We start from the raw sequence: 22,577 nt of genomic DNA, 5'->3' as shown, positions 1-22,577 counted from the left end.
ACGATATGTCCGCCGCTCCGTGCCCCGTTCCCTGCTGTGCCTTCTGGCCCTGGCGGGCTGTACCGAGATGGATCCGTATCACAAGCCCTATGCCTGGCATCCGACCGGAGCGAACGCCGCCAATCTCGCGGCGATGGTGGCCGATCCGCATGATCTGGAGCGCGGGCATGACAGCGAAATGGCCGATGCCCAGGCGCCGGTCCTGGCCGTGGAACGCCTGCGGGCGGACCGGCCCAAGGCCATGCCGTCCACCAGCGGCATTGCCTCGGGCGTCAGCGGTTCGGGGGGATCGGGCGGCTCGGGCGGGACGGGGTACTGAACGATGGCGGGTGATGGAGGAGGGAGCGCACGTCATGACAGGGCGCATATGCTCGGCTTCGTCGCCGATGCCGCGACCGAGGCGCTGGTCCGCGAGGGGCTGACGGAGTTCGCCGGACCCGATTTCGACCTCCGGCGCGGCAATGTGCGGACCGCGACGACGGCATTGCAGAAGCAGAGCACGCCGCGGGTCCTGCTGGTGGATATCGCGGGCGAGGATCATCCGATCAGCGCCCTGCGGGACCTGGCCCGCGTGGTGGAGCCGGATGTTTCGGTCCTGCTGATCGGGGCCCTGGACAGTGCGGATTTCTATCGGGAGGTGACGCGGGGCCTGGGGGTGGCGGAATATCTGCCCCGGCCCCTGACCCGTGAAAAGCTGGCGCGGCAATTCGGGCCGCTGATCCTGGGCCAGGCCCCCGAGGCGGACATGGGCGGCCGTTGCGTGACGGTGACCGGGGTCCGGGGCGGTGTCGGCGCCACGACGGTGGCGGTGAATCTGGCGTGGCTGTTCGGGGTGGTCATGCATCGGCATACCGTCCTGCTGGACCCCGACCTGCATCGCGGACTGGCGGCCTTCCTGCTGGACGCGCGGGTCGGGTCCGGGCTGCGGCAGGCGCTGGAATCGCCCGACCGGATCGATGTGCTGCTGGCCGAACGGGCGGCGAGCCCGGCTGCGGACCGGTTGCATGTCCTGTCGGACCAGATCGATTTCATGACCGAACTCGCCTATGCCCCAGGGGCGGTGGATGCCTTGCTGCGGGTGTTGCGGAACCGGTACAATTTCATCGTCGCGGACGTGCCGTTCGTGTCGAATGCCTTCAACCGGGACCTGCTGATGCAGGTGCATCAGCGGGTGTTCGTGCTGGAACCGACCCTGGCCTCGGTCCGCGAGGCGCTGCGTCTTCTGGACCTTCCGGTCGGCCCCGCGCAGAAGCAGCGGCCGGTTCTGGTCCTGAACCGGCTTGGGCGACCCGGCGCCCTGACCCGTCATCAGGTGGAGGATGCGCTGAAAACGCATGTGGACATGGTGATCCCGGATCTGCCGCGTCAGGTGGGCAACGCCGCCACGCTGGGCGAACCGGCCGCGGCGGCGCGCGGTGCGTTTCGCAATGCGATGATGGACCTGGCGCGCCAGGTCGATGCCGTCGGGTTGCTGGATGTCGCCTCGACCGACACGACGGTGGCGGCCGGCGCCACGAAACCGAAATGGTTTTCCTTCGGGCGGCAGTCATGACGGTCCGTGGGCGGATCTTCGGACGCCGGACAGGGGATATCGACATCCCCGACGTCGTCCAGGACGAGGTGATCCCGGCGGCGATGCCGATGCCCGCGCCGTCGATACCGGCGGCACCGCCCGCGGCCACCATCGTGGAGGGGACCGGCGCACCCAGCGTGCCTTCGTCCACGATCGCGGAATTGCGTTCGACCTGTCTGGACCGGCTGGACCCGGCGGCGGTGGCCGTGATGTCGGCCGATCGGCTGCGTGCCGACATGGAACGCCTGATTTCGGAGATCGCCACCGAACGGCGAATCCAGCTCAACAGTCGTGAGCAACGGGCCCTGGCCGAGGAACTGGTCTTCGACATGCTGGGGCTCGGGCCGCTGGAGCCTCTGCTGGAAAACGAGTCCATCAGCGAAATCATGGTGAACGGTCCCGACAAGGTGTTCGTCGAGAAGGGCGGCAGGCTGGTGCTGTCCGGGGTCCGGTTTCGGGACGTGTCCCACCTGGCCGGGGTCTGCCAGAGAATCGCCTCGGCGGTGGGCCGCCGCATCGATGAATCCAGCCCCATGGCCGATGCGCGACTGAAGGACGGATCGCGCGTCAATATCGTCTTCCCGCCGCTGGCGCTGGATGGACCGTACCTGTCGATTCGGAAATTTGGCAAGAAAGCCATAGATTTCGCCAGGCTGATCGAATTCGGCGCCTTGACGCCGCCTGTCGCCCGCCTGCTGGAAATCGCGGCGAAGGCCCGCCTGAACATCATCATTTCCGGCGGCACCGGGTCGGGCAAGACGACCTTGCTGAACGCCCTGTCGCGCCTGATCGATGCGGGCGAGCGCGTGATAACGGTCGAGGACGCGGCCGAACTCCAACTGCAGCAACCGCATGTCGTGCGGCTGGAAACGCGCCCCGCCAATCTGGAAGGGCGGGGCGAAATCGCCCAGCGCGACCTGATGCGTAACGCGCTGCGTATGCGTCCCGACAGGATCATCATCGGCGAATGTCGTGGCGGCGAGGCCTTCGACATGCTTCAGGCCATGAACACGGGCCATGACGGCAGCATGTCGACCGTCCATGCCAACACGACGCGCGACGCCCTGACGCGTATCGAGAACATGGTCCAGATGGGAAACATGGGCCTGCCGTCACGCGCCATCCGGACCCAGATCGTCGGTGCGATAGACCTGATTATCCAGGTGGAGCGGCAGCGCGACGGCGGGCGGCGGATCACCCAGGTGACCGAGGTCTGCGGCATGGAAGGGGAGGTCATCACCCTGAATGATATCTTCCGCTTCGAAATCCAGGGCGACGGGCCGGATGGACGCCTGGTCGGGCGGTACAAGGTGACCCGGGTGCCCCCGGCCAGCCAGTCGCGACTGTCCTATTTCGGATTGGAGCGCGACTGGCACGCGGCGCTTGAGCAGGCGACGATGCCATGAGGATGGGGCCATGAAGGTTGGGCCATGAAGGTGGGACCATGAGGACGGGGTCATGACGGTGGGCACGCCCATGTTGCTGGTGCTTCTGGCCCTGTCGTGCCTGTCCCTTGCCGGCATGGTGGTCAGCGGCGTGCTGGTGTCACGCATGCAGGACCAGCGGCGACGCCGTGACGCGCGCCTGAAGGCGGTTTCGGCGCCGTTCCGTCCGGTCGTGCAGGTGGAACTTTCGGCCTTCAAGCCGATGACGCGCGCGCGACGCCCCCTGATGGCGACGCTGGCCGACGTGTTCGGCATCGACGTCGTGCGGACCGATCAGTATCCGGCGCCGTGGTGGATGATCGTTGCGTGCACGTTCGTCGTGGTCGGGTTTCTGGGCACCCTGGTCTCGGGCCTCCTGGGGGTCCTGACCTTTCCTGCCCTCATCGGGGGCTGGATCATGGCATGCCGGGCGGTTTTCGGCTGGATGCTGGAAAAGCGCCGGGACAACCAGTTGCAGCAGTTTCCCGATGCGCTGGCGATGATCGTCCGGTCGGTCGGGGTCGGCATTCCCGTCATGGAGGCGATGCGATCCGTGGCGCGCGAGGCGTCGGACCCGACCGGGCCCGAATTCGCGCGCATGATCGAACAGGTGTCGATCGGCGTGCCGATGGAAGACAGCCTGCGCGAGATGGCGAGCCGATCGAACCTTGCGGAATATCGTTTTTTCGCCACCGCCCTGGCGTTGCAGGCACAGACCGGCGGTTCGCTCAGCGGGACGTTGATCGGGCTGGCGGACGTCATTCGCAAGCGCCTGGCGCTGAAGGCCCGGGGACATGCCCTGTCGTCCGAGGCAAGGGCCAGCGCCACGGTCCTGGGCGGGCTGCCGGTGGCGCTGGGCCTGCTGCTCTGGCTCATGAACCCCACCTATATCGACCTGCTGTTCGTCGATCCCATGGGTCACGCCATCCTGGGCGGGGCCTGCGCGTCGCTGTGCTGCGGGGTCCTGGCGATGCGGACCATCATCCGCAGGACGCTGTCATGAACCGGGTGCTTCTTGCCGGCGGGTTCGTGTCGCTGATCCTGGTCATGGCGACGGCGATGGCTGGGCTGCTCGCGCTGGAACGGCGGCGGCGCTTCCAGGAGAGGGTGCGCCTGCTGCACGACCCCGACGGCAGGGTCGCGCCGACGGCGGGGATAAAGGAGTTCCAGGCCACGTCCATCCGCGTCGTGGCGGGGATTGGGCAGTGGATCGTCAAGCGGGGTCTGCTGTCGACGGGAACGATGGAGGAGCTTCGGGAATCCCTCGCCTCGACCGGCGTGCAGGGAACGAACGCCGTCAGCCTGTTCATCGGCGCCAAGATCCTGCTGGCGACGATATCGCCCATACTGGCGATCGTGCTGCTGCCGCGGGTGTTTTCATCCATATCTCCGCTTGTCCTGCGTGTCCTGCCGGCCGGCGTCGCCATTGTCGGACTGCTGTTGCCCGATTACGTGCTGCGGGCACGGCGCAACGCCTACCTCAAGCAGCTCGAGGCCGGGCTGCCGGACGCGCTGGATGTGATGGTGATCTGCACGCAGGCCGGGGTCGGGCTGGGCCCCGCCATCGTGCAGGTGGGCGTGGAACTGGAACATGCCAATCCTGCCGTCGCCGGCGAGTTCACGCGCACGGCCAATGAGTTGGGCATCATTTCCGACACCCGCGTCGTGCTGGGAAACCTGGGGTCCCGTTCGGGCCTGGAGGGTTTCAAGCGCCTGGCGGCCACGCTGCTGCAGACGCAGCAATATGGCACGCCGATCACCGATGCGCTGCGTGGACTGTCGGTGGAACTGCGGCACGAGATGCTGACGCGATACGAAGCCGGGGCGGCGCGGCTGGGCGTGCTGCTGACGCTGCCGACCCTTCTGTTCATCATGCCATGCGTGTTCCTGATCGCCGGTGGTCCGGCGGCGATCCAGGTCATGCATGCCTTCGTACATCATCACTGATCGCCGGTTGAAGCGGCCGACGACAGAATCGGGAAATTCATGAAACCAACAATCCTGCTGATCCTGGGCCTGCTTCTGTCCGCCTGCGCCGCCGGAAAGGGGGGTGAGGCGGGCGGGAGCGTCGAGGTCGCCCAGGCCGCCCTGCGGGGCGGTGCGCCGCAGATCGCCCTGCGGGCGGCGGCCAGCCTGCTGGCCGACGACCCCAACAACGCGCAGGCCCTTCTGGTGCAGGGCGACGCGCTGACCGCGCTGGGGCGCCTGGGCCAGGCCGAATGGAGCTATCGCGCGGTGCTGAGCCGCACCCAGCGACCGGTGGGTGCATGGATCGGCCTGGGCCGCTGCCTGCTGGCCAGCAATCCGGCGGATGCCGAAATCCAGTTTCTGGAGGCCGTCAGGCGGGAGCCGCGCAATGCCGCGGCCCTGAACGACCTGGGGGTGGCGCGCGACCTGCTGCGGCGGCATGCCGAGGCGCAATCGGCCTATCGCCGCGCCCTTGCCGCGGATCCGGAAATGACCGGAGCCCAGGTCAATCTGGCGCTGTCGCTGGCCATGAGCGGACGCATGGCGGAGGCCGAGCACCTGATGCGGCCCTATGGCAGTGACAACAATGCATCGAGCAAGCTGCGCCACGATCTGGCGGCGGTGCTGGCTATGGGGGGAGACCGGGCCGAGGCCGCGCGGATCCTGTCGGCGGACCTCACCCCCCATCAGGTCTCGCAGGCCCTGGCGGCCTATATGGCCGCGCGGGACACGGGGGCTGTGGACACGCCCCCCGTAACCGGCCCGTAGCCCTCGTGAGGGCATCGCCCGACACGCGACGCGGCGCGGTGATGCTGCTGGCCGCGCTGGCGTTCCCGGTGCTGATCGGCATCCTGGGGCTGGGGATCGACGTCAGCTACTGGGCGATGACGCGCACTACGTTGCAGCGAATGGCCGATGTCGCGGCCCAGGCCGGCGTGGTCCGCTATGGCGCCACCAGCGCCGCGTCCGACGCCCTGAGCGTCGCGGCGACCGTGGCCGAACTGAACGGCCTGCCCGCCGGCACGCGGGGCGGGAATGGAACGACGACCCTGACCGACGATTACGGGCCGTATACGGCGACGGTGACGTTCGCCGCGCCGTCCACCGTCACGGTGTCGGTGACGCAGGCGGTGCCGCGCCTGTTCACGGGGTTCTTCCTGCCGACGGCGACCCAGCCCGTCTCGGCCACGGCGGTCGCCACGCTGGTGCAGCGTACGAATGGGGGGCAGGCCTGTGTATTGGCGCTGAACAGCAACGGATACACCACGATCGTCAACGGCAGCGCCTCGATCCAGATGCCGGGCTGCGACATACGCACGAATGGCTCGCTCCTCATCAACGGTCAACCGGACATTAACGTCGCGAATATCGTGGCGAGCGCGACCATCACCCAGAACGGCAACGGTACGTGTGGGTCGGTAACCTGCATACAGGGCACGGCACAGATGCCCGATCCCTACGCCGGCCTGTATGGCGGTCAATTGACGGTTCCCAGCCAGACGGTCTCGGTTGCAAACGGACAGACGACGTTGAATCCGCCCCCGGCCGGCAAGGCGTACTCGTCCTTTTCCCTCAGTGGCGGACCCTATGTTTTCAATCCGGGGGTGTATTACATCAGTGGGGATTTGAACGTAAATGGCAATGTGTCGGCATCCGGGACCGGTGTTACTTTCATTACCAGCGGCAATATAAATATCAATGGATCGGCGGACGTCAGCCTGAGCGCACCGGCATCCGGCCCGACGGCGGGATTGCTGTTCGGCGCGAAATCGTCGGCATACCAGTTGAATGGCGGATCATCGGTCCATCTGACGGGCGCGATCTACATGCCGAACGCAAACCTGATTGTTAATGGAGGTAACTCCGCGATCGGGACATGCCTGCTGATCGTGGCGGGCAACGTGACGTTCAACGGTGGAGGCAGTTTTTACGACACCAATTGCCAGGCGACGGGAATGCAGCCGATCTACGACCTGCCCGGCGTCGCGCGGCTGGTGCAATGAGGCATCGGGTCCGCGACAGGGGGCGGGATGGCGTGGCCGCCGTCGAATTTGCCCTGATGGCGCCTATGTTGCTGCTGATAACGGCGGGATTGAGCGATTTCCCTTTTGCGTTATGGGACCGGATCGTCATTGCGTCGGCGGTCGAAAGCGGCGCCAATTATGCCTTTGCCGTCGAACAGAATGAGACGGGCAACAATGCCTCGGTGTCCGTGGTGGATGTCGGGAATGCGGTGCGCGCCGCCAGCAGCCTGACGAACCTGACCGTTACGGTTTCGCCGCCCGCGACATATTGTGTATCGTCCGGAACGGGGCAGGCGTCGCATGCGACGGTCCTGACGTCGGGACCGTCGGGAAGCACCTGTGCGGACGGGCAAAAGCCGGGCCTTTATATGACGATTTCCGCCACCTACCAGTATGCGCCGCTTCTGCCGGTTTACGGTCTGCTGGCGCAGACGACGCTGGGCGACACCGTGACGGTCCGGCTGCAATGAGCATGCGCGGCCACCGCCGGTGCGGTCGTGGCGGAAGGGGGGCCGCGGCGCTGGAATTCGCCATTGTCGCGTCGGTGTTCATCGCCATGCTGCTGGGGATGGTCGAGTTGGGGCTGCTGTGGTGGACGCGCAATGCCCTGCAACTGACGGCGGACCTGACGGCGCGGTGCGCGGCGCTGGGATCCTGCGCCGATCCTTCGGGCTTCGCGACGGCGCAGGCCGGCCAATGGGGGTTGTCCGGGGCGGTGTCGCACATCTCGGTCACGACCCCCGGCCAATGTCACGGGATCACGACGACATCGGGCAAGTTCGTCATGGTCCAGATCGAATCGGGATATTGGGCCGGTCTTCCGCCCCCGCTTTCCGGTATGACGCTGCAGGTCTCGGCGTGCTATCCGGTCGTTTCATGACCAGATTCCTGGAGATCCGCCGCATGACGGCTGTCGTGCCCGTGCTGCGCCGTTTTCCCATGTTTTCGATTCTTGGCGCATATGCGCTGAGTATTGCCGGGCTGTGCATAATCGCCCGGCCTTTCGGCGGTGCGCCGCGCGCCCTGTGCCGCTGGGATTGTTTCTGGTACGAACGGATTGCCGCGCACGGCTACGATCTTCACCCCATCCTGGACGGGCCCCAGGCGGGGTTTGCCGACTGGGCGTTTTTTCCGGTGTATCCGCTCTTGCTGCGCCTGGTATCGGACATGACCGGCATGACGGGCCATGCATCGGGCATGCTCATCAGCATCGTGCTGTTACCGGTCCTGGCATTGCTCAGTCTCTGCTATGTCCGTCGAAAGGGATATGTCGCGGACCACACCGTGTACTGGACCATCCTGTTCATGGTCTTTCCGACGGCGATCTGGTACCGTTTTCCTTATACCGAAACGCTCTATGGCGTTCTGCTGGTTGGATGCGCCTATGCCACGCGTGCGGGGTACATCGGCCTGGCCTGCACGCTGGCGGCGGGTCTGTGCGCCACCCGGCCCACAGGCCTGGTCTGCGTCGTGGCGATCGGCCTGTTCCGCATGCTCTGTGCGTGGGGGCCGGGCATGGCGGGATCGGCACGCCAGGTGGGGGTGCGGGTTGTGGAAGGCGCGGCCATCATTGCGGTCGGGGCGACGGGGCTGGCGGCCTTCATTCTTTATCTTGATCGCCTGACGGGGGACGGGCTGGCGTTCTCGCATATTCAATATGCCTGGCGACACACCGCGCACCTGCCGACGACGTGGCTTTGGTTCGGCCTGACCCATAAAGGCCTCCGGGTCGCTACCGTTCTGGACTTGCTGGCATTTTCGGTCATTCCATATGGATTTTATGTCGGATGGTATCTTGAAAGCACGATTCTGCTTCTGACTTTCGGGCTTGCGACAAGCGTGGGCCTCTTTTCGGTCCATCGTTTTATTTTTGCCAATCCGTTCTGCCTTATGCTGATTTTGACTGTCATCGACAGATCGTCGCCAATCATCAGATATACCGTTCTGATACTTGGTGTGTGGGCCGACTATATTCTGCTGAGAAACTGGTTTTACGGTTATGATCTTCTCACATGATCGGGCCGGCGTGCGCGCTTTCATACTTGTCGCGGCCTGTCTGTGCACGGGAGGGGTCGATGCATGGGCGGTCTGGACCGCCTTCCGGCCGCATGTCGATGAGACCTATCGTCTGTTCCTGATCGAGCATCGGATAAGTTGCCGCCGTTACCTGGAGTTGTCCGGATACCGGTCGGTGTCGAGCCCGAGCGCGCCGTCCTGGCTGATGGATCCGAGCGGCATGCTGCCGCCGCCCTGTCCGTTCGAAACGGTCGCCGCCCGCAAGGCGAGAAAGCCCGACACCGGCACGACATTGGATGTGGAGAACGGCGCGGATGCGTTCTGATCGCCCGGTCGATTATCCCCGACGCCCCACCACCGCGAACGGGACGTCCTGAGGGTCCCGACCCTGGACGATCCAGCGGCCGTCCGGGACCTGCCGGGGGCCATGCAGGACCCGGCCGCCCGTGTTCCGGACGGTCTCGACCGCGACATCAATATCGCGGACGTTGAAATGATGCAGCCAGAAGGGCGGAACCGACGGATCGGCCCGGCGCACGATGCTGCCCGCCGCGATGCCGCCCATCGTGAAGAACTGGCCGGCCCCAGGCAGCCCCCCGACCGGGGTATCGCTCCTGGTCCAGCCGAACAGGCCGGCATAGAACGGGAACACCCCTTCCGGGTCGAGGGCGTGCAATTCATGCCATCCCGCCTGGCCCGGAAGGGGCGGGGACGGGCCCTGCAACAGCGCGAACACCGCCCCCTGGGGGTCGCCGACAATCGCGAAACGGCCGATATCGGGAATGTCGATGACCGGGCGATGGACCGTTCCGCCGCCGCCGTCGACCCGTGCGATCATCATGTCGATATCGTCGACGGCGATATAGCCGATCCATCCCGGTTCGGTCGCGATGTCGCAATCGCGTCCCTGCGGCAACTCCATCAGGCCGCCGACCATCGTGTCCCCGGCGGTCAGCAGCACGTAGCGCATGTCGGGCAGGCCGGCATCCCGCGTCCCCCAGCCGAGCACGGCTTCATAGAACCGGGTGGCCGCATGGGCATCCGTCGTCGTCAGTTCGTACCAGACGAAGGTTCCTTGCGACCGGGACCACGGTGTTTCGGGAAAAGGCGACGCGGACATGCGATGGCTCCCCGTGCCGCGGGCGAGCGTGCCGGCGGCAGGCCTCGACGGACATGTGGGCCGACGGGCCGGGGATCAAGTGGGGCGCCGCAAGGGCGGGGGCCGGGGAACGATCCGGCCCCCGGCCTCTCTACTGCGCGACGAACGTGCCGATCGTCCGGTTGATATCGGCCGCCCGTTCCATCTGCGGCATGTGTCCGACGCCGGGCAGGATGTCGATGGTCACGGCAGGCGGCAGGCCGCCGGATTGCCGCACGGGCAGGATCTCGTCGTCCTCGCCCCACAGGATCAGCGCCCTGATGCCCCCGCGTTCCAGGACCGGGCGCAGGTCGTCGGCCTGCCGTCCGTCGGGGAAGCAGGTGGCGGCGATCTGCATCAGGGCGGAAACCGCCCCGTCGAGGCGCTTGTAGCGCAGGATGTCGTCGGCCATCTTGCGTCCGATCAGCGATTTGTCATGGACCAGGTAGCCCAGCACCGGCTGGATCGTCTTCTGGCGATCGGCGGTGATGAACCCGTTGATGAAATCCATGTTGATCTCCGGCCCCAGGCCGGCCGGTGCGATCAGCGCCAGCGAGGCGACCCTGTCCGGCGCCTGCCAGGCCAGCGCCAGCGCAACCGCGCCACCCAGCGAGTGGGCCACCAGATGGGCCTTGCCGATCCCCAGATGGTCGAGCAGGTCGATGGCGACGCCAGCGAAGAAGGCGGGGCTGCCGTCGCCGACATCCTTGGCCGACCCGCCATGTCCGGGCAGGTCGAAGGCGACGACCCGGCGTCCGTCCGCCAGGGCCGCATGGTTGAACATCCAGTTCGTCAGGTCGCCGCCAAAGCCGTGGATCAGCAGGATCGGCGGGGCGTCCCCATGCCCGAGGTCGAGGACGCGCAGGGCGCGCCCCTTCACGTCGATCACCGTGGGTTCGGCGGGGGCGGCCTCCTGCCCGTCCGCCTCATCGGTTGCGAATTCGGCGGCGAAGCGGGCGATGAAGGCGTCGATGTCGGCGTCGGACACGTCGTCCTCGGCCAGAACGCCGATCAGGGCGCCCACCGGCAGGGTTTCGCCGTCCGACGCCACCTGGCGCAGGATGCCCGCCGCCGGACTTTCATAGGCGTTGGTGATCTTGCTGGTTTCGATGTCGGCCAGGTCGTCGCCGGCCTTGACCCGGCTGCCGGGGCGGACCATCCACCCGGCCAGCTTGCCCTCGGTCATGGCCAGCCCGAACTTGGGCATGGTGATGGGGGTTATGGATGCGTTCATGGCTCAGGCGATCTCCGGCACGCGATGACCCATGGCGGCCTTCACGGCCGCCTCGATCTTTTCGACGCTGGGCAGGTACAGGTTTTCCAGGACCGAGGCGAACGGCACCGGGGTGTGCGGCGGCATGACGCGGCGGATCGGCCCCTTCAGGGCGTCGAAGGCGTATTCCGCCACCAGGGCGGAGATATCGGCCGCCATGTTGCAGCGCGGGCTGGATTCATCGACGATCACCAGCCGTCCGGTATCGGCGACGCAATCGAGGATCGTGTCGGTGTCCAGCGGCGATGTCGTGCGCGGGTCGATGACGGTGCAGCTGATGCCCTGCCGCTCCAGGCGGTCGGCGGCCTCGTTCGCCAGTTTCACCATCCGGCCGAAGGCGACGATCGTCAGGTCATCGCCCTCGCGGGTCAGGTTGGCCTCGCCGAACGGGATGGTATAGGCCTCGTCGGGGACTTCCTCCTCGTCGTCATACATGACCTTGTGTTCCAGGAAGATGACCGGGTCGTCGTCGCGGATCGCCTCGATCAGCAGGCCCTTGGCCTCGTAGGGGGAGGAAGGCACCACGACCTTCAGCCCGGGGATATGGGTGAACAGGGGATAGAGCGCCTGGCTGTGCTGGGCGGCGGCGTTGAAGCCCGCGCCGAACATCGCCCGGATCACCAGGGGGGTGCGGGCCTTGCCGCCGAACATGTAGCGGAACTTCGCCGCCTGGTTCATGATCTGGTCCAGGCAGCAGCCGACGAAATCGACGAACATCAGTTCGGCGACCGGGCGCAGGCCGGTCGCGGCCGCGCCCGCCGCCGCGCCGATGTAGGATGCCTCGGTGATCGGGGTGTCCAGGACCCGGTCCTCGCCGAATTCGGTCAGCAGCCCCTTGGTGACGCCCAGGACGCCGCCCCAGGCATCGACGGTGCCGGAGGTGCCGCCATGTCCGCCCGCCACGTCCTCGCCCATCACGATCACGCGCGGGTCGCGGCGCATTTCCTGCCGCAGGGCCTCGTTGATGGCCTGCCGGAAGCTTTTCTTGCTCATTTTTCTTGATTCCTGCGTTCGGGGTCAGGCGCGATCAGTACCGGACATAGACGTCGGCCAGCAGATCGGCGGCTTCGGGCAGGGGGGCCTGCTTGGCGGCGATCACGGCACTTTCGATCTCGTCGCGGACGGCGCTGTCGATATCGTCCAGTTCCGTGCCGTCCAGCAGCCCGGCCTGGGTGACGCGCGTGCGGAAGATCGTCAGGCAGTCGTGGTCCGCGCGGGCCGCGGCGACCTCGCCGGCCGCGCGATAGGTCATGGCGTCGCCCTCGAAATGTCCATACCAGCGCGCCAGATGGACATGCAGCATCACCGGTCCGTTCCCCGCGCGGGCATGGGCGATGGCTTCGCCCGCCGCCTGGTGGACGGCGAAGAAATCCGTGCCGTCGCATTCCAGGTACGGCATGCCGAACCCCCCGGCGCGGGCCTTCTGCGACCCCGCACAGGCGTAGGATGCGCCGGTGGCCTCGCCATATCCGTTGTCTTCCAGCACGAAGACCGCCGGAAGGCGCCAGACGGAGGCGAGGTTGAGGCTTTCCAGCGTGGTGCCCTCGTTCGACGCGCCGTCGCCGTAGAACGCGACGGCGACCGCGCCATCCTTCAGCGTCTTGTGCGACAGTGCGGCCCCGCAGATCAGCGGTGGCCCCCCGCCGACGATGCCGTTGGCGCCCAGCATGCCCCGCGACAGGTCGGCGATGTGCATCGACCCGCCCTTGCCCTGGCAGACGCCCGTGCGGCGGCCGTAGATCTCGGCCATCATGCCGGCGACCTCGACCCCCTTGGCGATGCAGTGGCCATGTCCGCGGTGGGTGCTGGCGATGGTGTCCTGGTCGGTCAGATTGGCGCAGACCCCGACGCCCGAGGCTTCCTCGCCGCAATAAAGATGGACGAAGCCCGGGATCTCGCCCGTGGCGAATTCGACATGCAACCGTTCCTCGAAATCGCGGATCGTCCGCATGGCGCGGTACGAACGGAGCAGCGTTTCCCTTGCGATCTGCATTGGAAATCTTCCTTGTTCTTATTGTGGGGAATTCGGTCCGGCCCCGCCGTCGCGTCTCCCGTGGGTCGAAGGAAACGCCCGATAGGGGGACATGGAAAGAATGTCTGTTATTCATTTCACGCATATGTGACGCCGGTGGCAGGAAGTGTCGCGGGACTGCGACAGGCTGATCCGGCTAGGCTGGCGCCTGTCGGCATGACCGTCTGGACGAAGCGGATGACACATTTCCACAGCACGTTTGCCGGACCGGCTCCGGTTATCGGCGAAGGCGCCGGCGCCATCCTTGACGCCTCATGGCGGCGGTGCGGCGATTACGCGCTCGACCCGTCGCGCCCGGGCCTGACGGACCTGCTGACGGGCGTGGAACTGCGCCGCTCGTGCGAGGAGGCCGGACCGCTGCTGCGCTTTGCCGACCCCGAACTGGACCGGCTGCACGGGATTGTCGGCGGGCTGGAGTACGCGGTGCTGCTGGCCGACCCGAACGGGGTGGTCCTGACGCGCCGGACCGCCATGGCGACCGAACGGGGATGCCGGCGCTGGCATCTATGGCCCGGCGCGATCTGGAGCGAGCAGAACGAAGGCACCAACGGCATCGGCACCTGCCTGGCCGAAGGGCGGGCGGTGACGGTGCATATGAACCAGCACTGGCGCGTGGGCCTGCGCTACCTGGCTTGCACCGCCGTGCCGGTCCATGACGCGCTGGGACGCCTGGCCGGCGCGCTGGACGCCAGTTGCATCCGCCCCGATTCCGAGGGGCGGGAGTCCGCGCTGATCCGGATGGCCATCACCGACGCCGCCCGGCGGATCGAATCCCGGTGTTTCATGGATCTGTACCGGGGGCATACCATCGTCACGATGGGTGAGGGCGAGGGCAGTTCGGCCCCGATGCTGGCGCTGGACGACGACCGGCGGGTGGTCGGGGCGACGCATGCGGCGCGACTGCGCCTGGGGCTGCAGCCGGGGGATGCGTTGAGCCTCTGCCTGACGGATAGCGCGCAATCCGCCGGGACGCCGGGATTCCGGAACGCCGAGAAAGCGGTCATCCAGGCGGCGCTGGCGACCGCACGCGGCAATGTCACGGCAGCGGCGCACGGCCTGGGGATCAGCCGTTCGACCCTGCACCGCAAGATCCGTGCCCTGGCGCTGGCGGATGCGGACTCGTGAGGGCGAATCGGCGCCGATAGCGTGAGGTTCGCCGGGTTACATCTGCATGCCGCGCGGCACTTGTTTTCATGGTAAATTAATTATTTGCCGTGGCGCTATTCTTGCTTAATTCTTGCTTATGGGATGAAGTCAGGTCCTGTAAGGAGGGGCGATGCTTGAGTCGCGCGCGTGCCGGGTTATTCGCCCGGCCAAGTCCAGTTCTGGAGCGGTCTCTTTATGGAGCGCCAGCCTCCAATGCTGATGAGAAGCCTGGCCACTTATGTTCCCGCCTGCGCGCCCGACACGCGCGGCGAGGTTATTCTGGAACTGTTCCAGAACGCGCCGGACCTCACTCTGGTTCCCGTCGTCGATGATGCCGGTGGCGCCGTAGGGCTGATCGAACGGGAAATGTTCTTCGTGCGTATCGCCGGAAAATTCGGCCACGCGCTGTTCGCCGGCCGGCCGGTCTCGTTGCTCATGGACGCCAGGCCGATGGTTGTGGAAGCCTCGGTCGCCCTTGCCGATTTTATGTCGGATACGCTCTCGGTCCGCCCCTCGGAGGTCCAGAACGGCTTCATCGTCACCGAAAACGGGACATATAGCGGGGTCGGCTCGATCCTCGACCTGGTCCGTGCGGCACATGCGCTCGCCCAGGACAGTGCAGACACGCTGCGCCAGGTGACGGAGCAGCTCCAGGTCGCCAACGACAGGATTTCGCGGGACAAATTGTTCATCGACACGGTTGTCGAGAATATCCCCTCGGCCGTGATCGTCATGTCGGCGCAGGACCGGCAACTGGCGCTGGTCAACCGTGCCGCGGAAAAAATTCTTGGCCTGGCGCGCGCCGACATGCTGGGCAAGGAGGTGGACGAGATCTTTCCCGCCGAGGACGGGATGGCGCGCCTGGTGCGTGGCGATGGCGTGCACGATTCGGGACGGGAGAACGAGCAGACCATACGCGACAAGGACGGAAACGAGCGCCATTGCGTAACGCGGCAGACCGGGATTGCCGACGAGACCGGGGCCGCGCGCTGGTCTCTTTGCGTGATCGAAGACGTGACCGGCTACCGGCAGGCGCAGGCGCGCATCGAGCGGATGGCGCATTGCGACGCCCTGACGGGGCTGGCCAATCGCTCGCTGTTCGGGCTCGTCCTGGCCAGAATGTGCGCGCCCGGCGGCAGCGGGACCCTGCTGAGCATTGATCTGGATTATTTCAAGGCGGTCAACGACGTCTACGGCCACGCGATGGGGGACCACCTGCTGCGGCTGGTGGCCCAGCGGCTGCGCGGTGTCAGCCGCGACGGCGAACTGGTCGCGCGCCTTGGGGGGGACGAGTTCGCCATCATCTGGCCCTCGGCTGCGGCTCCGGACGAGTTGGCCCGACGCGCGAACGGCATCGTCGAAGCGCTCAGCCAGCCCTATGTCATCGACGGGCAGCATGTGGTCATCGGCGCCTGTGTCGGTTCGGCACGCTTCCCCGTCGATGCCGCCAGGGCCGACACCCTGTTGCAATATGCCGACATGGCGCTCTATCGCGCGAAAAATCGCGGGCGCAACAGATTCCAGGCGTTCACCCCCGAACTCTATGACGAGCTTCAGGGCCGCGTGAGGAAAGAGCGGGAATTGCGCGATGCGATCGCGACGGGGGGACTCCTGCTGCATTTCCAGCCCATGTACAGGGCGGCGGACAATGCGATTTGCGGATGCGAGGCCCTGGTCCGGTGGCGTCATCCCCAGCGGGGGCTCGTCGCGCCCGACGAATTCATAGGGCTCGCGGAGGAATGCGGCGCCATCCATGAACTGGGGGAATGGGTGCTGCGGGCGGCCTGCCGCGAGGCGGCGGCCTGGCCGCCGTATATGAACCTCGCGGTCAATGTGTCGCCGGTCCAGTTCCGCGATCCCAAGCTCGCCCTTCGCATCGCCTCCATCCTGGCCGAGACCGGCCTGCCGGCGCAGCGCCTGGAAATCGAGATCACCGAAAACGTTCTCATGAACAACGATTCGGCCAACAAGAAGATACTGGCGGCGCTCAGCGCCATGGGCTGCAGCGTCGTGCTCGATGATTTCGGGGTGGGCTATTCCTCGCTGGGTTATCTGGGGTCGTTCAATTTCCAGAAGATCAAGATAGATCGCAGTTTCATCAGCGATCTGTCGACGAAGAGGGCGCGCGGCATCATCCAGGCGATCGCGGGGCTGGCGCGCAGCATGGATATTCCCACGACCGCCGAAGGGGTCGAGACCGCCGAACAACTGTGCTGGCTCAGGGAGGTCGGGTGCGTCGAGGTCCAGGGTTTCTTCCTGGCGCGCCCCGGTCCGGTGGACATGGTCCACGCCCTGCTGAAGCAGTCCTGAAAGGTCGCAGGACGCCTCGCTTTTAGTGACGTCTGCCCGTGCGGCCCTGCACGCCGTCCCGGACGCCGCGATACAGATAGTGCAGGGCGGCCCTGCGCGCGGGCTGCCGGATGGCGGCCAAGGCGTAGCGCGCGATCCGCAGCAGGATCGACGGAACCGAGTAGGGCGGCGCCGCGCGGAACCGCCTGCGCGACAGGATCAGGTTGCGGACCAGATAATAGATCTTCCATGGCGGCATGGCCCCCGGCGTCGCCGGAACGTCGTGCGTGAAGACGATTTCGGGCGAATAGCGGATGCGGATGCCCTGCCGCGTCAGGTCGTAGGCGTAATACAGATCGTCGAAATACAGGAACAGGCTGTCGTCGATGGCGTCGTGGGTCCGGCGCAGGACGTCGTGGTCCAGGATCAGTCCCACGAACGAGAAACTGCCGACCGTCGCGGCGCGCGACGGGTCCAGACGGGGAAGCCGGCCGACGAACGGGGCCAGGATGTCGCCCAGCGTGCTTTGCGGCAATGTGACGTAGGGCAGGTTCATCCGGCACGGGACGCCGCGCGCGTCGACCACCTTGCAGCAGTAGGCCTGCCAGGGGGCGGCCTGGATGGCGGCGAAGCGCTCGATCAGGTCGATGGGCGGCGCGGCGTCGTCGTCATGGAAGACGACCCAGTCGATGTCGCGCTGTGCGGCAAGATGGTGCGCGCCCTGCCGGAAGCCGCCCGCGCCACCGATATTGGCGGGCAGGGTCAGGATCTGTAGCCGGGGATCGTCCAGCGTCGCCAGCCACGCCGCCGTTCCATCGTCCGAGGCATTGTCGACGATGACGATGCGCTTGAACCCCACCCGCGCCGAGGCGGCCCAGCAGGCCTTCAGCTTGTCCAGCCGATTGCAGGTCACGATCAGGGCGGCGATCGCCATGGATGTCATGGGGTGCCCGGGGGTGGTCTTGTCGATTTCCGTTCCGTCACGGGCTGAACACGATGGTCTTGTTTCCGTTCATGATGGCGCGCTGCTCGACATGGTATCGGACGGCGCGGGCCAGCACGCGACGTTCGATGTCGCGCCCCTTGCGGATCAGGTCGTCGGGGCTGTCGGCGTGGGAAATCCGCTCGACGTCCTGTTCGATGATCGGGCCTTCGTCGAGGTCGCTGGTCACGTAATGGGCGGTGGCGCCGATCAGCTTCACGCCGCGAGCGAAGGCCTGGTGATAGGGACGCGCGCCCTTGAACCCCGGCAGGAAGGAATGGTGGATGTTGATGCAGCGGCCGGAGAGGCTGGACGACAATGCGTTCGACAGGATCTGCATATAGCGGGCCAGCACCACCAGGTCGGCCCCGGTCGCGTCCACCAGCCGCAGGATCTCGGCTTCCTGCGCCGTCTTCGTCGCCGCCGTCACCGGCAGGTAGTGGAACGGGATCGCGCCGAAATCGAGGCCGGCGTAAACCTCGCGCGGGTGGTTCGCGATAATGCCCACCGGTTCGATCGCCAGTTCCCCGATCCGCCACCGGTACAGCAGGTCCACCAGGCAATGGTCGAATTTCGACACCATCAGCAGCACCTTCGTCTGCGTCCGGTTGTCCTTCAGCGTCCAGTCCATCCCGAAACGTTCGGCCAGGATCGCGAAATCATGCCGCAGCCGGGCCAGGTCCGCGCCGCCGGGCAGGATGTCGAACACCACGCGCATGAAGAAATGGCGGCTTTCGGTATCGTCGAACTGCTGCGCCTCGGTGATGTTGGCCCCGAGTTCGAACAAATTCTGGCAGATGGCGGCGACGATACCGGGACGGTTCGGGCAACTCAGCGTCACGGTGCAGGACATCATGCTGTCGCTCGCTGCGATGGGGGCGGAACGGGGAACCAGGACGGTCTCGGTCATTGGCGCGCCAGCGGGCCCAGCGCCGCCTCCACCCCGAATTCGCCCGGCAGCCCGCCGTGGGGGAACAGGACGTTGACATGCCCCATCTTGCGGCCCGGCCGGGCTTCCGCCTTGCCGTAATGATGCGGCAGCAGTCCGGGCGTCGCCACGATCGATGGCCATTGCGCCATGTCGTCCGGCCCGACCAGATTCTTCATCACCGCATCGGAATGGCGGATCGCCGGCGGCAGGGGCAGGCCGGTGATGGCGCGGACATGCATGGCGAACTGGTCCACCGGGCAGGCATCCATCGTCCAGTGGCCGGAATTGTGCGGCCGGGGCGCGATTTCGTTGACCAGGATGCCGCCGTCCCGGTCGATGAACATTTCCACCCCCAGCAGGCCGACCAGATCCAGCGCCATGGCCACGCGCACCGCGACGTCACGCGCCTGCGCCGCCACGTCCGGCGGAATGCGGGCGGGGGCCAGGCTGAGGTCGAGAATGCCGTTGCGGTGGCGGTTTTCCGTCACGTCGAAGGTCACCGTCGTGCCGTCGATGCCGCGCGCGACCATGACGCTGACCTCGCAGGCGAAGTCGATCATCTTTTCGGCGACCAGGGGATGGGGAGCCAGCGCGTCGAAGGCGCCCGCCAGGTCCCCGGCCGTGTGGACCCGCCGCTGGCCCTTGCCGTCATAGCCCAGGCGGGTCGTCTTCAGGATGAACGGCAGCCCCAGGGCCTGGGCGGCGTCGTCCAGGTCCTGCCGGCTCTCGACGGCATGCCAGGGCGCGACCGGCACGCCCGCGTCGTCCAGGAACCGCTTTTCGGCGAGGCGATCCTGGCTGACGCGCAGGATGCGGCCCGACGGGCGGACGGTGCGTAGCCCCGACAGAAGTTCCAGCCCGTCCGCGCTGACATTCTCGAACTCGAACGTCACGACATCGACCGCACTGGCGAAGCGGCGCAGCGCGTCGGGGTCGTCATAGGCGCCGAGGGTGATGCCGTGGGCGACCTGCGCCGCCGGGCCGTCGGGCTCGTTGGTCAGGATATGGGCGCGGAAGCCCAGGCGGGCGGCGGCCATGGCCGACATCCGGCCAAGCTGTCCGCCGCCGACGATGCCCAGGACGGAATTGGGGGGCAGGGCGGACGGGACGGGCGCGGTCATCGGGCGGGGACATCCGCGACGGCGGCCGTCTGCATCGCGCGCCATGTCTCCAGCCGCGCCGACAGGTCGAGATCGCCGAGTGCGAGGATGGACGCCGCCAGAAGGGCCGCGTTGGTCGCGCCCGCGCGGCCGATCGCAAGCGTGCCCACCGGCACCCCGCCGGGCATCTGCACGATGGACAGAAGGCTGTCCATGCCCTTCAGCGCATGGGATTCCACGGGCACCCCCAGCACGGGCAGGATGGTCCAGGCGGCGCACATGCCGGGCAGATGGGCCGCCCCGCCGGCCCCGGCGATGATGACCGACAGGCCCCGCCCGGCAGCGGTGCGGGCATAGTCGGCCAGGCGGTCGGGCGTGCGGTGGGCCGAGACGATCCGCACCTCGTGCGCGATGGCCAGGGCGTCCAGCACGGCGACGGCATGGCGCATGGTGTCCCAGTCGGACTGGCTGCCCATGATGATGCCGACCCGTATGGCGTCGGTGGCGACGGGAAGGGGGGCCTCGATCTCGGGAAGGGGGGGCGTATCGCTCACGCGGGAAGGCTTTCGATGGGAATGGCGGACATCAGGCGATGCTGTCGGGGATCAGGCGGCTTTCCAGCCATGCGATCTCGTCCTTCAGGAGCAGTTTGCGCTTCTTCAGGCGCTGGATCTGGAGCTGATCCAGCGGATGCGACGCCAGCCGGCTGATGACAGTGTCGAGGTCGCGGTGTTCGCTGCGGAGTTCGTGCAGCTTCCGAAGCAGGGTATCCCGGTCTGTCAGCATATGGCCCCGTCTATCATGTGGTCACGGGTCTATTCTATCCATTCCTGCCCGGATGGCGAGATGCATGACCCATGTGCGGAGTCCTGCAAATTTAGCATGCTCGGACGGCGCGGCCCTGACATAGGCTGATTGGGTCGAAACGCAGACCTTCTGGAGGTCCCATGTCCTACGAAGCCCGGATTCACAGTCTCAGACTGCGTCACGCCCGCCTCGACGACAGGATTTTCGATGAGGACCGGCGGCCCATGCCTGACATTGGCACGCTGCGGCGCCTCAAGATCGAAAAACTGCGGATCAAGGAAGAAATCGAACGCCTGTCGCATACCGGCTGACGCGGCGGGCCGGCCGGTTTGGGGCATGCGCCCCCGACCAGCCGGGGGCGGATCAGGCCACGTCCTCGTCGATCTGGATCGGGGCGGGGACGGCCTGGCCTTCGCGGGTCAGGCGTTCGTTGGCGGCCTGGACCATGGCGTTCAGGTCGGTCTGGCTGCACAGGCCCAGGATGACGGGATCGCGCGGCTTGATGTTCGCGCTGTTCCAATGCTGGCGGTCGCGCACCTTGGCGATGGTGTCCTTGGTGGTGCCCAGCAGCTTGACGACCTGCTGTTCCGATAATTGCGGGAAATTACGCAGGATGAAGGCGATGGCGTCCGGACGGTCGTTGCGCTTGGCCACCGGCGTATAGCGCGCACCCTTGGACCGGCGCTGGATCGGGTTCGACGTCGTCAGGATCTTCAGTCGCAGGTCGGGATTCGCCTCGCAGCGGGTGATGTCTTCCTGGCGGACCTGGTGGTTGGCGACCGGGTCGTACCCGACGATGCCCTGCGCGACCTCGCCATCGGCGATGGCCTGGACCTCCAGCGGATGCATGCCGCAGAATTCGGCGATCTGGGTGAAGGTCAGCGCGGTCTTTTCGATCAGCCACACGGCGGTGGCCTTCGGCATCAGGGGCAGTGCGTTCATGGCAACGGAGTCCTACTGCGTATGGGTGGCGCCCGCGCAGGCACCTTCCCAGTAGACGCCCCGTTGGCCGGGCCGTCCTGCGTGCCTGCTGGCGCGCGATGACGTGTCGAAGGATATGGGGCCGGGTGGGGGCGGTGGTCAAGGGCGTGATTGCGCCTGGGGGCGGGAAACAAAAAAGGGCCGGCCAATCTGGCCGGCCCTTTTGCCGCGATCGGGGACGACGCGGCCCGCCGGCGTCAGGCGGCGTGTTCGGTCTGGCCGGCAACGCCGGCGCCATCGTTCGCCGCCGGCCCGACCGGGGCCGCGACCTGCGCCGCATCGGCCGGGGCCGGAAGCGGGGCGCCGGACGTGACGGCAATCCGCCGGGGCTTCATGGCCTCGGGGATGAAGCGCTTGACCGTAATCTTCAGCAATCCGTTCGTCAGGTCTGCGCCTTCGACCAGAATATGGTCGGCCAGCACGAAGCGGCGTTCGAACGCGCGGGTGGCGATGCCCCGATGCAGGATCTCGCCCGCGGGCGGGATATGGCCGACCCGTCCGGCGACGATCAGCGTATTGTCCTGTACCGTCAGCTCGATATCGTCGGAACCGAAGCCGGCGACCGCCATGGTCAGGAGGTAGCTGTCATCCCCCAGCCGTTCGATATTATAGGGCGGATAGGACGGGCCCGATGCGGTCTGGGCCGCATTGTCGACCAGGCGCGCAAGCCGGTCGAAACCGATGGCCGTGCGGAACAGCGGCGCGAAATCGTAAGTCATGTCAACCTCCTCATCAGCAAGGTCTGTAGCAAGGTCTGTCACGTGACCCCTCGGCGAGCGGGCCTTGCGTGTGTGTCCGGAACCCGACTGGCGCTCCGGTAGTCCTTACGTGAGAAACCCCGCACCCTCTTTCAAGGGGCGGGGTTTCCGAGATCCATGATCCTGCGATCGTGG

Annotated in this window: 25 protein-coding genes; 14 read left to right on the top strand and 11 right to left on the bottom strand. The window is 66.6% G+C overall.

All coding sequences use genetic code 11. The annotated features are described in order from the left end of the window. Positions 1-19: 19 nt before the first annotated feature. Genes HLH21_RS07705 through HLH21_RS07655 form a run of 11 tightly spaced genes read left to right on the top strand, consistent with a single transcriptional unit; the run spans position 20 to position 9,330 of the window. Positions 20-319 carry a hypothetical protein gene (locus HLH21_RS07705; RefSeq protein WP_182942966.1) on the top strand — a complete coding sequence of 100 codons (300 nt, stop codon included), beginning with the start codon at positions 20-22 and terminating at the stop codon, positions 317-319. Positions 320-367: 48 nt separating this feature from the next. After that, a complete protein-coding gene (locus tag HLH21_RS07700; RefSeq protein ID WP_182942964.1) occupies positions 368-1,552 on the top strand; it encodes an AAA family ATPase in 1,185 nt (394 codons plus the stop codon). Next, on the top strand, positions 1,549-2,979 hold the full coding sequence (locus tag HLH21_RS07695) for a CpaF family protein (protein WP_182942962.1): 1,431 nt from the start codon (positions 1,549-1,551) through the stop codon (positions 2,977-2,979). The genes HLH21_RS07700 and HLH21_RS07695 overlap by 4 nt, the downstream gene beginning before the upstream one ends. A gap of 52 nt (positions 2,980-3,031) precedes the next feature. After that, positions 3,032-4,000, top strand: a complete 969-nt coding sequence (locus HLH21_RS07690; RefSeq protein WP_182942959.1) for a type II secretion system F family protein — start codon at positions 3,032-3,034, stop codon at positions 3,998-4,000. Then, positions 3,997-4,944 (top strand): type II secretion system F family protein, encoded by a 948-nt coding sequence (locus HLH21_RS07685; RefSeq protein ID WP_182942957.1) that lies wholly within the window; start codon positions 3,997-3,999, stop codon positions 4,942-4,944. The genes HLH21_RS07690 and HLH21_RS07685 overlap by 4 nt, the downstream gene beginning before the upstream one ends. A 39-nt stretch (positions 4,945-4,983) precedes the next feature. Beyond that, a complete protein-coding gene (locus HLH21_RS07680) occupies positions 4,984-5,733 on the top strand; it encodes a tetratricopeptide repeat protein (protein ID WP_182942956.1) in 750 nt (249 codons plus the stop codon). 5 nt (positions 5,734-5,738) lie between these two features. Continuing rightward, positions 5,739-6,968, top strand: a complete 1,230-nt coding sequence (locus tag HLH21_RS07675; protein ID WP_182942954.1) for a pilus assembly protein TadG-related protein — start codon at positions 5,739-5,741, stop codon at positions 6,966-6,968. After that, positions 6,965-7,459 (top strand): TadE/TadG family type IV pilus assembly protein, encoded by a 495-nt coding sequence (locus tag HLH21_RS07670; protein WP_182942952.1) that lies wholly within the window; start codon positions 6,965-6,967, stop codon positions 7,457-7,459. The genes HLH21_RS07675 and HLH21_RS07670 overlap by 4 nt, the downstream gene beginning before the upstream one ends. Further along, the gene (locus tag HLH21_RS07665) at positions 7,456-7,869 is read left to right on the top strand and encodes a TadE/TadG family type IV pilus assembly protein (protein WP_182942950.1); all 414 of its coding nucleotides are present in this window, start codon (positions 7,456-7,458) and stop codon (positions 7,867-7,869) included. Before HLH21_RS07670 ends, HLH21_RS07665 begins: the two co-directional genes overlap by 4 nt. After that, positions 7,866-9,005 carry a hypothetical protein gene (locus HLH21_RS07660; protein ID WP_182942947.1) on the top strand — a complete coding sequence of 380 codons (1,140 nt, stop codon included), beginning with the start codon at positions 7,866-7,868 and terminating at the stop codon, positions 9,003-9,005. Before HLH21_RS07665 ends, HLH21_RS07660 begins: the two co-directional genes overlap by 4 nt. A 10-nt stretch (positions 9,006-9,015) precedes the next feature. Next, complete coding sequence (locus HLH21_RS07655) at positions 9,016-9,330, top strand: hypothetical protein (protein WP_182942945.1); 315 nt, start codon at positions 9,016-9,018, stop codon at positions 9,328-9,330. 12 nt (positions 9,331-9,342) lie between these two features. Here HLH21_RS07655 and HLH21_RS07650 read toward each other — a convergent pair whose 3' ends face one another. From HLH21_RS07650 to HLH21_RS07635, 4 genes are all read right to left on the bottom strand, one after another. Further along, positions 9,343-10,125: a VOC family protein gene (locus tag HLH21_RS07650; protein WP_182942943.1), complete on the bottom strand. Its 783-nt coding sequence runs from the start codon at positions 10,123-10,125 to the stop codon at positions 9,343-9,345. Between the two features lie 130 nt (positions 10,126-10,255). After that, positions 10,256-11,377 carry an acetoin dehydrogenase dihydrolipoyllysine-residue acetyltransferase subunit gene (locus HLH21_RS07645; RefSeq protein ID WP_182942941.1) on the bottom strand — a complete coding sequence of 374 codons (1,122 nt, stop codon included), beginning with the start codon at positions 11,375-11,377 and terminating at the stop codon, positions 10,256-10,258. Positions 11,378-11,380: 3 nt separating this feature from the next. After that, entirely contained in the window at positions 11,381-12,409 is a 1,029-nt protein-coding gene (locus tag HLH21_RS07640; protein ID WP_182942939.1) for an alpha-ketoacid dehydrogenase subunit beta, read from the bottom strand. 34 nt (positions 12,410-12,443) lie between these two features. After that, positions 12,444-13,409, bottom strand: coding sequence for a thiamine pyrophosphate-dependent dehydrogenase E1 component subunit alpha (locus HLH21_RS07635; protein WP_182942937.1), 966 nt, complete (start codon positions 13,407-13,409; stop codon positions 12,444-12,446). A gap of 216 nt (positions 13,410-13,625) precedes the next feature. Between HLH21_RS07635 and HLH21_RS07630 the strand changes: the two genes are divergently transcribed. Both HLH21_RS07630 and HLH21_RS07625 read left to right on the top strand, forming a co-directional pair. Then, a complete protein-coding gene (locus tag HLH21_RS07630; protein WP_246379381.1) occupies positions 13,626-14,573 on the top strand; it encodes a helix-turn-helix domain-containing protein in 948 nt (315 codons plus the stop codon). Positions 14,574-14,807: 234 nt separating this feature from the next. Beyond that, the gene (locus tag HLH21_RS07625; RefSeq protein WP_246379378.1) at positions 14,808-16,904 is read left to right on the top strand and encodes a putative bifunctional diguanylate cyclase/phosphodiesterase; all 2,097 of its coding nucleotides are present in this window, start codon (positions 14,808-14,810) and stop codon (positions 16,902-16,904) included. A 22-nt stretch (positions 16,905-16,926) separates the two neighbouring features. Here HLH21_RS07625 and HLH21_RS07620 read toward each other — a convergent pair whose 3' ends face one another. From HLH21_RS07620 to HLH21_RS07600, 5 genes are read right to left on the bottom strand one after another with little or no spacing between them, the layout of a single operon-like run. Beyond that, on the bottom strand, positions 16,927-17,817 hold the full coding sequence (locus HLH21_RS07620) for a glycosyltransferase (protein ID WP_182942933.1): 891 nt from the start codon (positions 17,815-17,817) through the stop codon (positions 16,927-16,929). A 46-nt stretch (positions 17,818-17,863) separates the two neighbouring features. Then, entirely contained in the window at positions 17,864-18,721 is an 858-nt protein-coding gene (gene purU / locus HLH21_RS07615) for a formyltetrahydrofolate deformylase (protein ID WP_246379392.1), read from the bottom strand. 50 nt (positions 18,722-18,771) lie between these two features. Further along, positions 18,772-19,917, bottom strand: a complete 1,146-nt coding sequence (locus tag HLH21_RS07610) for a 5-(carboxyamino)imidazole ribonucleotide synthase (protein WP_182942929.1) — start codon at positions 19,915-19,917, stop codon at positions 18,772-18,774. Beyond that, positions 19,914-20,450, bottom strand: a complete 537-nt coding sequence (purE, locus tag HLH21_RS07605; RefSeq protein ID WP_373319582.1) for a 5-(carboxyamino)imidazole ribonucleotide mutase — start codon at positions 20,448-20,450, stop codon at positions 19,914-19,916. Before purE ends, HLH21_RS07610 begins: the two co-directional genes overlap by 4 nt. A 31-nt stretch (positions 20,451-20,481) precedes the next feature. Further along, entirely contained in the window at positions 20,482-20,682 is a 201-nt protein-coding gene (locus HLH21_RS07600; RefSeq protein ID WP_182942928.1) for a YdcH family protein, read from the bottom strand. A gap of 161 nt (positions 20,683-20,843) precedes the next feature. On the opposite strand from HLH21_RS07600, the gene HLH21_RS07595 reads away from it, so the two are divergent. Further along, entirely contained in the window at positions 20,844-21,014 is a 171-nt protein-coding gene (locus HLH21_RS07595) for a YdcH family protein (protein ID WP_182942926.1), read from the top strand. A gap of 52 nt (positions 21,015-21,066) precedes the next feature. On the opposite strand, the gene HLH21_RS07590 is transcribed toward HLH21_RS07595, so the two are convergent. Together HLH21_RS07590 and HLH21_RS07585 are read right to left on the bottom strand one after the other, a co-directional pair. Beyond that, on the bottom strand, positions 21,067-21,645 hold the full coding sequence (locus HLH21_RS07590; protein ID WP_182942924.1) for a DUF1013 domain-containing protein: 579 nt from the start codon (positions 21,643-21,645) through the stop codon (positions 21,067-21,069). 236 nt (positions 21,646-21,881) lie between these two features. Beyond that, a complete protein-coding gene (locus HLH21_RS07585) occupies positions 21,882-22,403 on the bottom strand; it encodes an Hsp20 family protein (RefSeq protein ID WP_182942922.1) in 522 nt (173 codons plus the stop codon). Positions 22,404-22,577: the final 174 nt, after the last annotated feature.

It is taken from the genome of Gluconacetobacter johannae (genome assembly GCF_014174305.1).
GTDB classification, from domain to species: domain Bacteria; phylum Pseudomonadota; class Alphaproteobacteria; order Acetobacterales; family Acetobacteraceae; genus Gluconacetobacter; species Gluconacetobacter johannae.
The sequence above is the reverse complement of the archived record's forward strand: the minus strand, read 5'-3'. Positions and strand labels throughout refer to the sequence as shown.

Bases quoted from the DNA above. Each gene is read 5' to 3' on its own strand.
- purU (WP_246379392.1), bottom strand. From the start codon at position 18,721: ATGATGTCCTGCACCGTGACGCTGAGTTGCCCGAACCGTCCCGGTATC.
- HLH21_RS07585 (WP_182942922.1), bottom strand. From the start codon at position 22,403: ATGACTTACGATTTCGCGCCGCTGTTCCGCACGGCCATCGGTTTCGAC.
- HLH21_RS07670 (WP_182942952.1), top strand. From the start codon at position 6,965: ATGAGGCATCGGGTCCGCGACAGGGGGCGGGATGGCGTGGCCGCCGTC.
- HLH21_RS07695 (WP_182942962.1), top strand. From the start codon at position 1,549: ATGACGGTCCGTGGGCGGATCTTCGGACGCCGGACAGGGGATATCGAC.
- HLH21_RS07660 (WP_182942947.1), top strand. From the start codon at position 7,866: ATGACCAGATTCCTGGAGATCCGCCGCATGACGGCTGTCGTGCCCGTG.
- HLH21_RS07700 (WP_182942964.1), top strand. From the start codon at position 368: ATGCTCGGCTTCGTCGCCGATGCCGCGACCGAGGCGCTGGTCCGCGAG.
- HLH21_RS07635 (WP_182942937.1), bottom strand. From the start codon at position 13,409: ATGCAGATCGCAAGGGAAACGCTGCTCCGTTCGTACCGCGCCATGCGG.
- HLH21_RS07680 (WP_182942956.1), top strand. From the start codon at position 4,984: ATGAAACCAACAATCCTGCTGATCCTGGGCCTGCTTCTGTCCGCCTGC.
- HLH21_RS07630 (WP_246379381.1), top strand. From the start codon at position 13,626: ATGACACATTTCCACAGCACGTTTGCCGGACCGGCTCCGGTTATCGGC.
- HLH21_RS07665 (WP_182942950.1), top strand. From the start codon at position 7,456: ATGAGCATGCGCGGCCACCGCCGGTGCGGTCGTGGCGGAAGGGGGGCC.
- HLH21_RS07640 (WP_182942939.1), bottom strand. From the start codon at position 12,409: ATGAGCAAGAAAAGCTTCCGGCAGGCCATCAACGAGGCCCTGCGGCAG.
- HLH21_RS07685 (WP_182942957.1), top strand. From the start codon at position 3,997: ATGAACCGGGTGCTTCTTGCCGGCGGGTTCGTGTCGCTGATCCTGGTC.
- HLH21_RS07610 (WP_182942929.1), bottom strand. From the start codon at position 19,917: ATGACCGCGCCCGTCCCGTCCGCCCTGCCCCCCAATTCCGTCCTGGGC.
- HLH21_RS07625 (WP_246379378.1), top strand. From the start codon at position 14,808: ATGCTGATGAGAAGCCTGGCCACTTATGTTCCCGCCTGCGCGCCCGAC.
- HLH21_RS07595 (WP_182942926.1), top strand. From the start codon at position 20,844: ATGTCCTACGAAGCCCGGATTCACAGTCTCAGACTGCGTCACGCCCGC.
- HLH21_RS07645 (WP_182942941.1), bottom strand. From the start codon at position 11,377: ATGAACGCATCCATAACCCCCATCACCATGCCCAAGTTCGGGCTGGCC.
- HLH21_RS07650 (WP_182942943.1), bottom strand. From the start codon at position 10,125: ATGTCCGCGTCGCCTTTTCCCGAAACACCGTGGTCCCGGTCGCAAGGA.
- HLH21_RS07590 (WP_182942924.1), bottom strand. From the start codon at position 21,645: ATGAACGCACTGCCCCTGATGCCGAAGGCCACCGCCGTGTGGCTGATC.
- HLH21_RS07620 (WP_182942933.1), bottom strand. From the start codon at position 17,817: ATGGCGATCGCCGCCCTGATCGTGACCTGCAATCGGCTGGACAAGCTG.
- HLH21_RS07600 (WP_182942928.1), bottom strand. From the start codon at position 20,682: ATGCTGACAGACCGGGATACCCTGCTTCGGAAGCTGCACGAACTCCGC.
- HLH21_RS07690 (WP_182942959.1), top strand. From the start codon at position 3,032: ATGACGGTGGGCACGCCCATGTTGCTGGTGCTTCTGGCCCTGTCGTGC.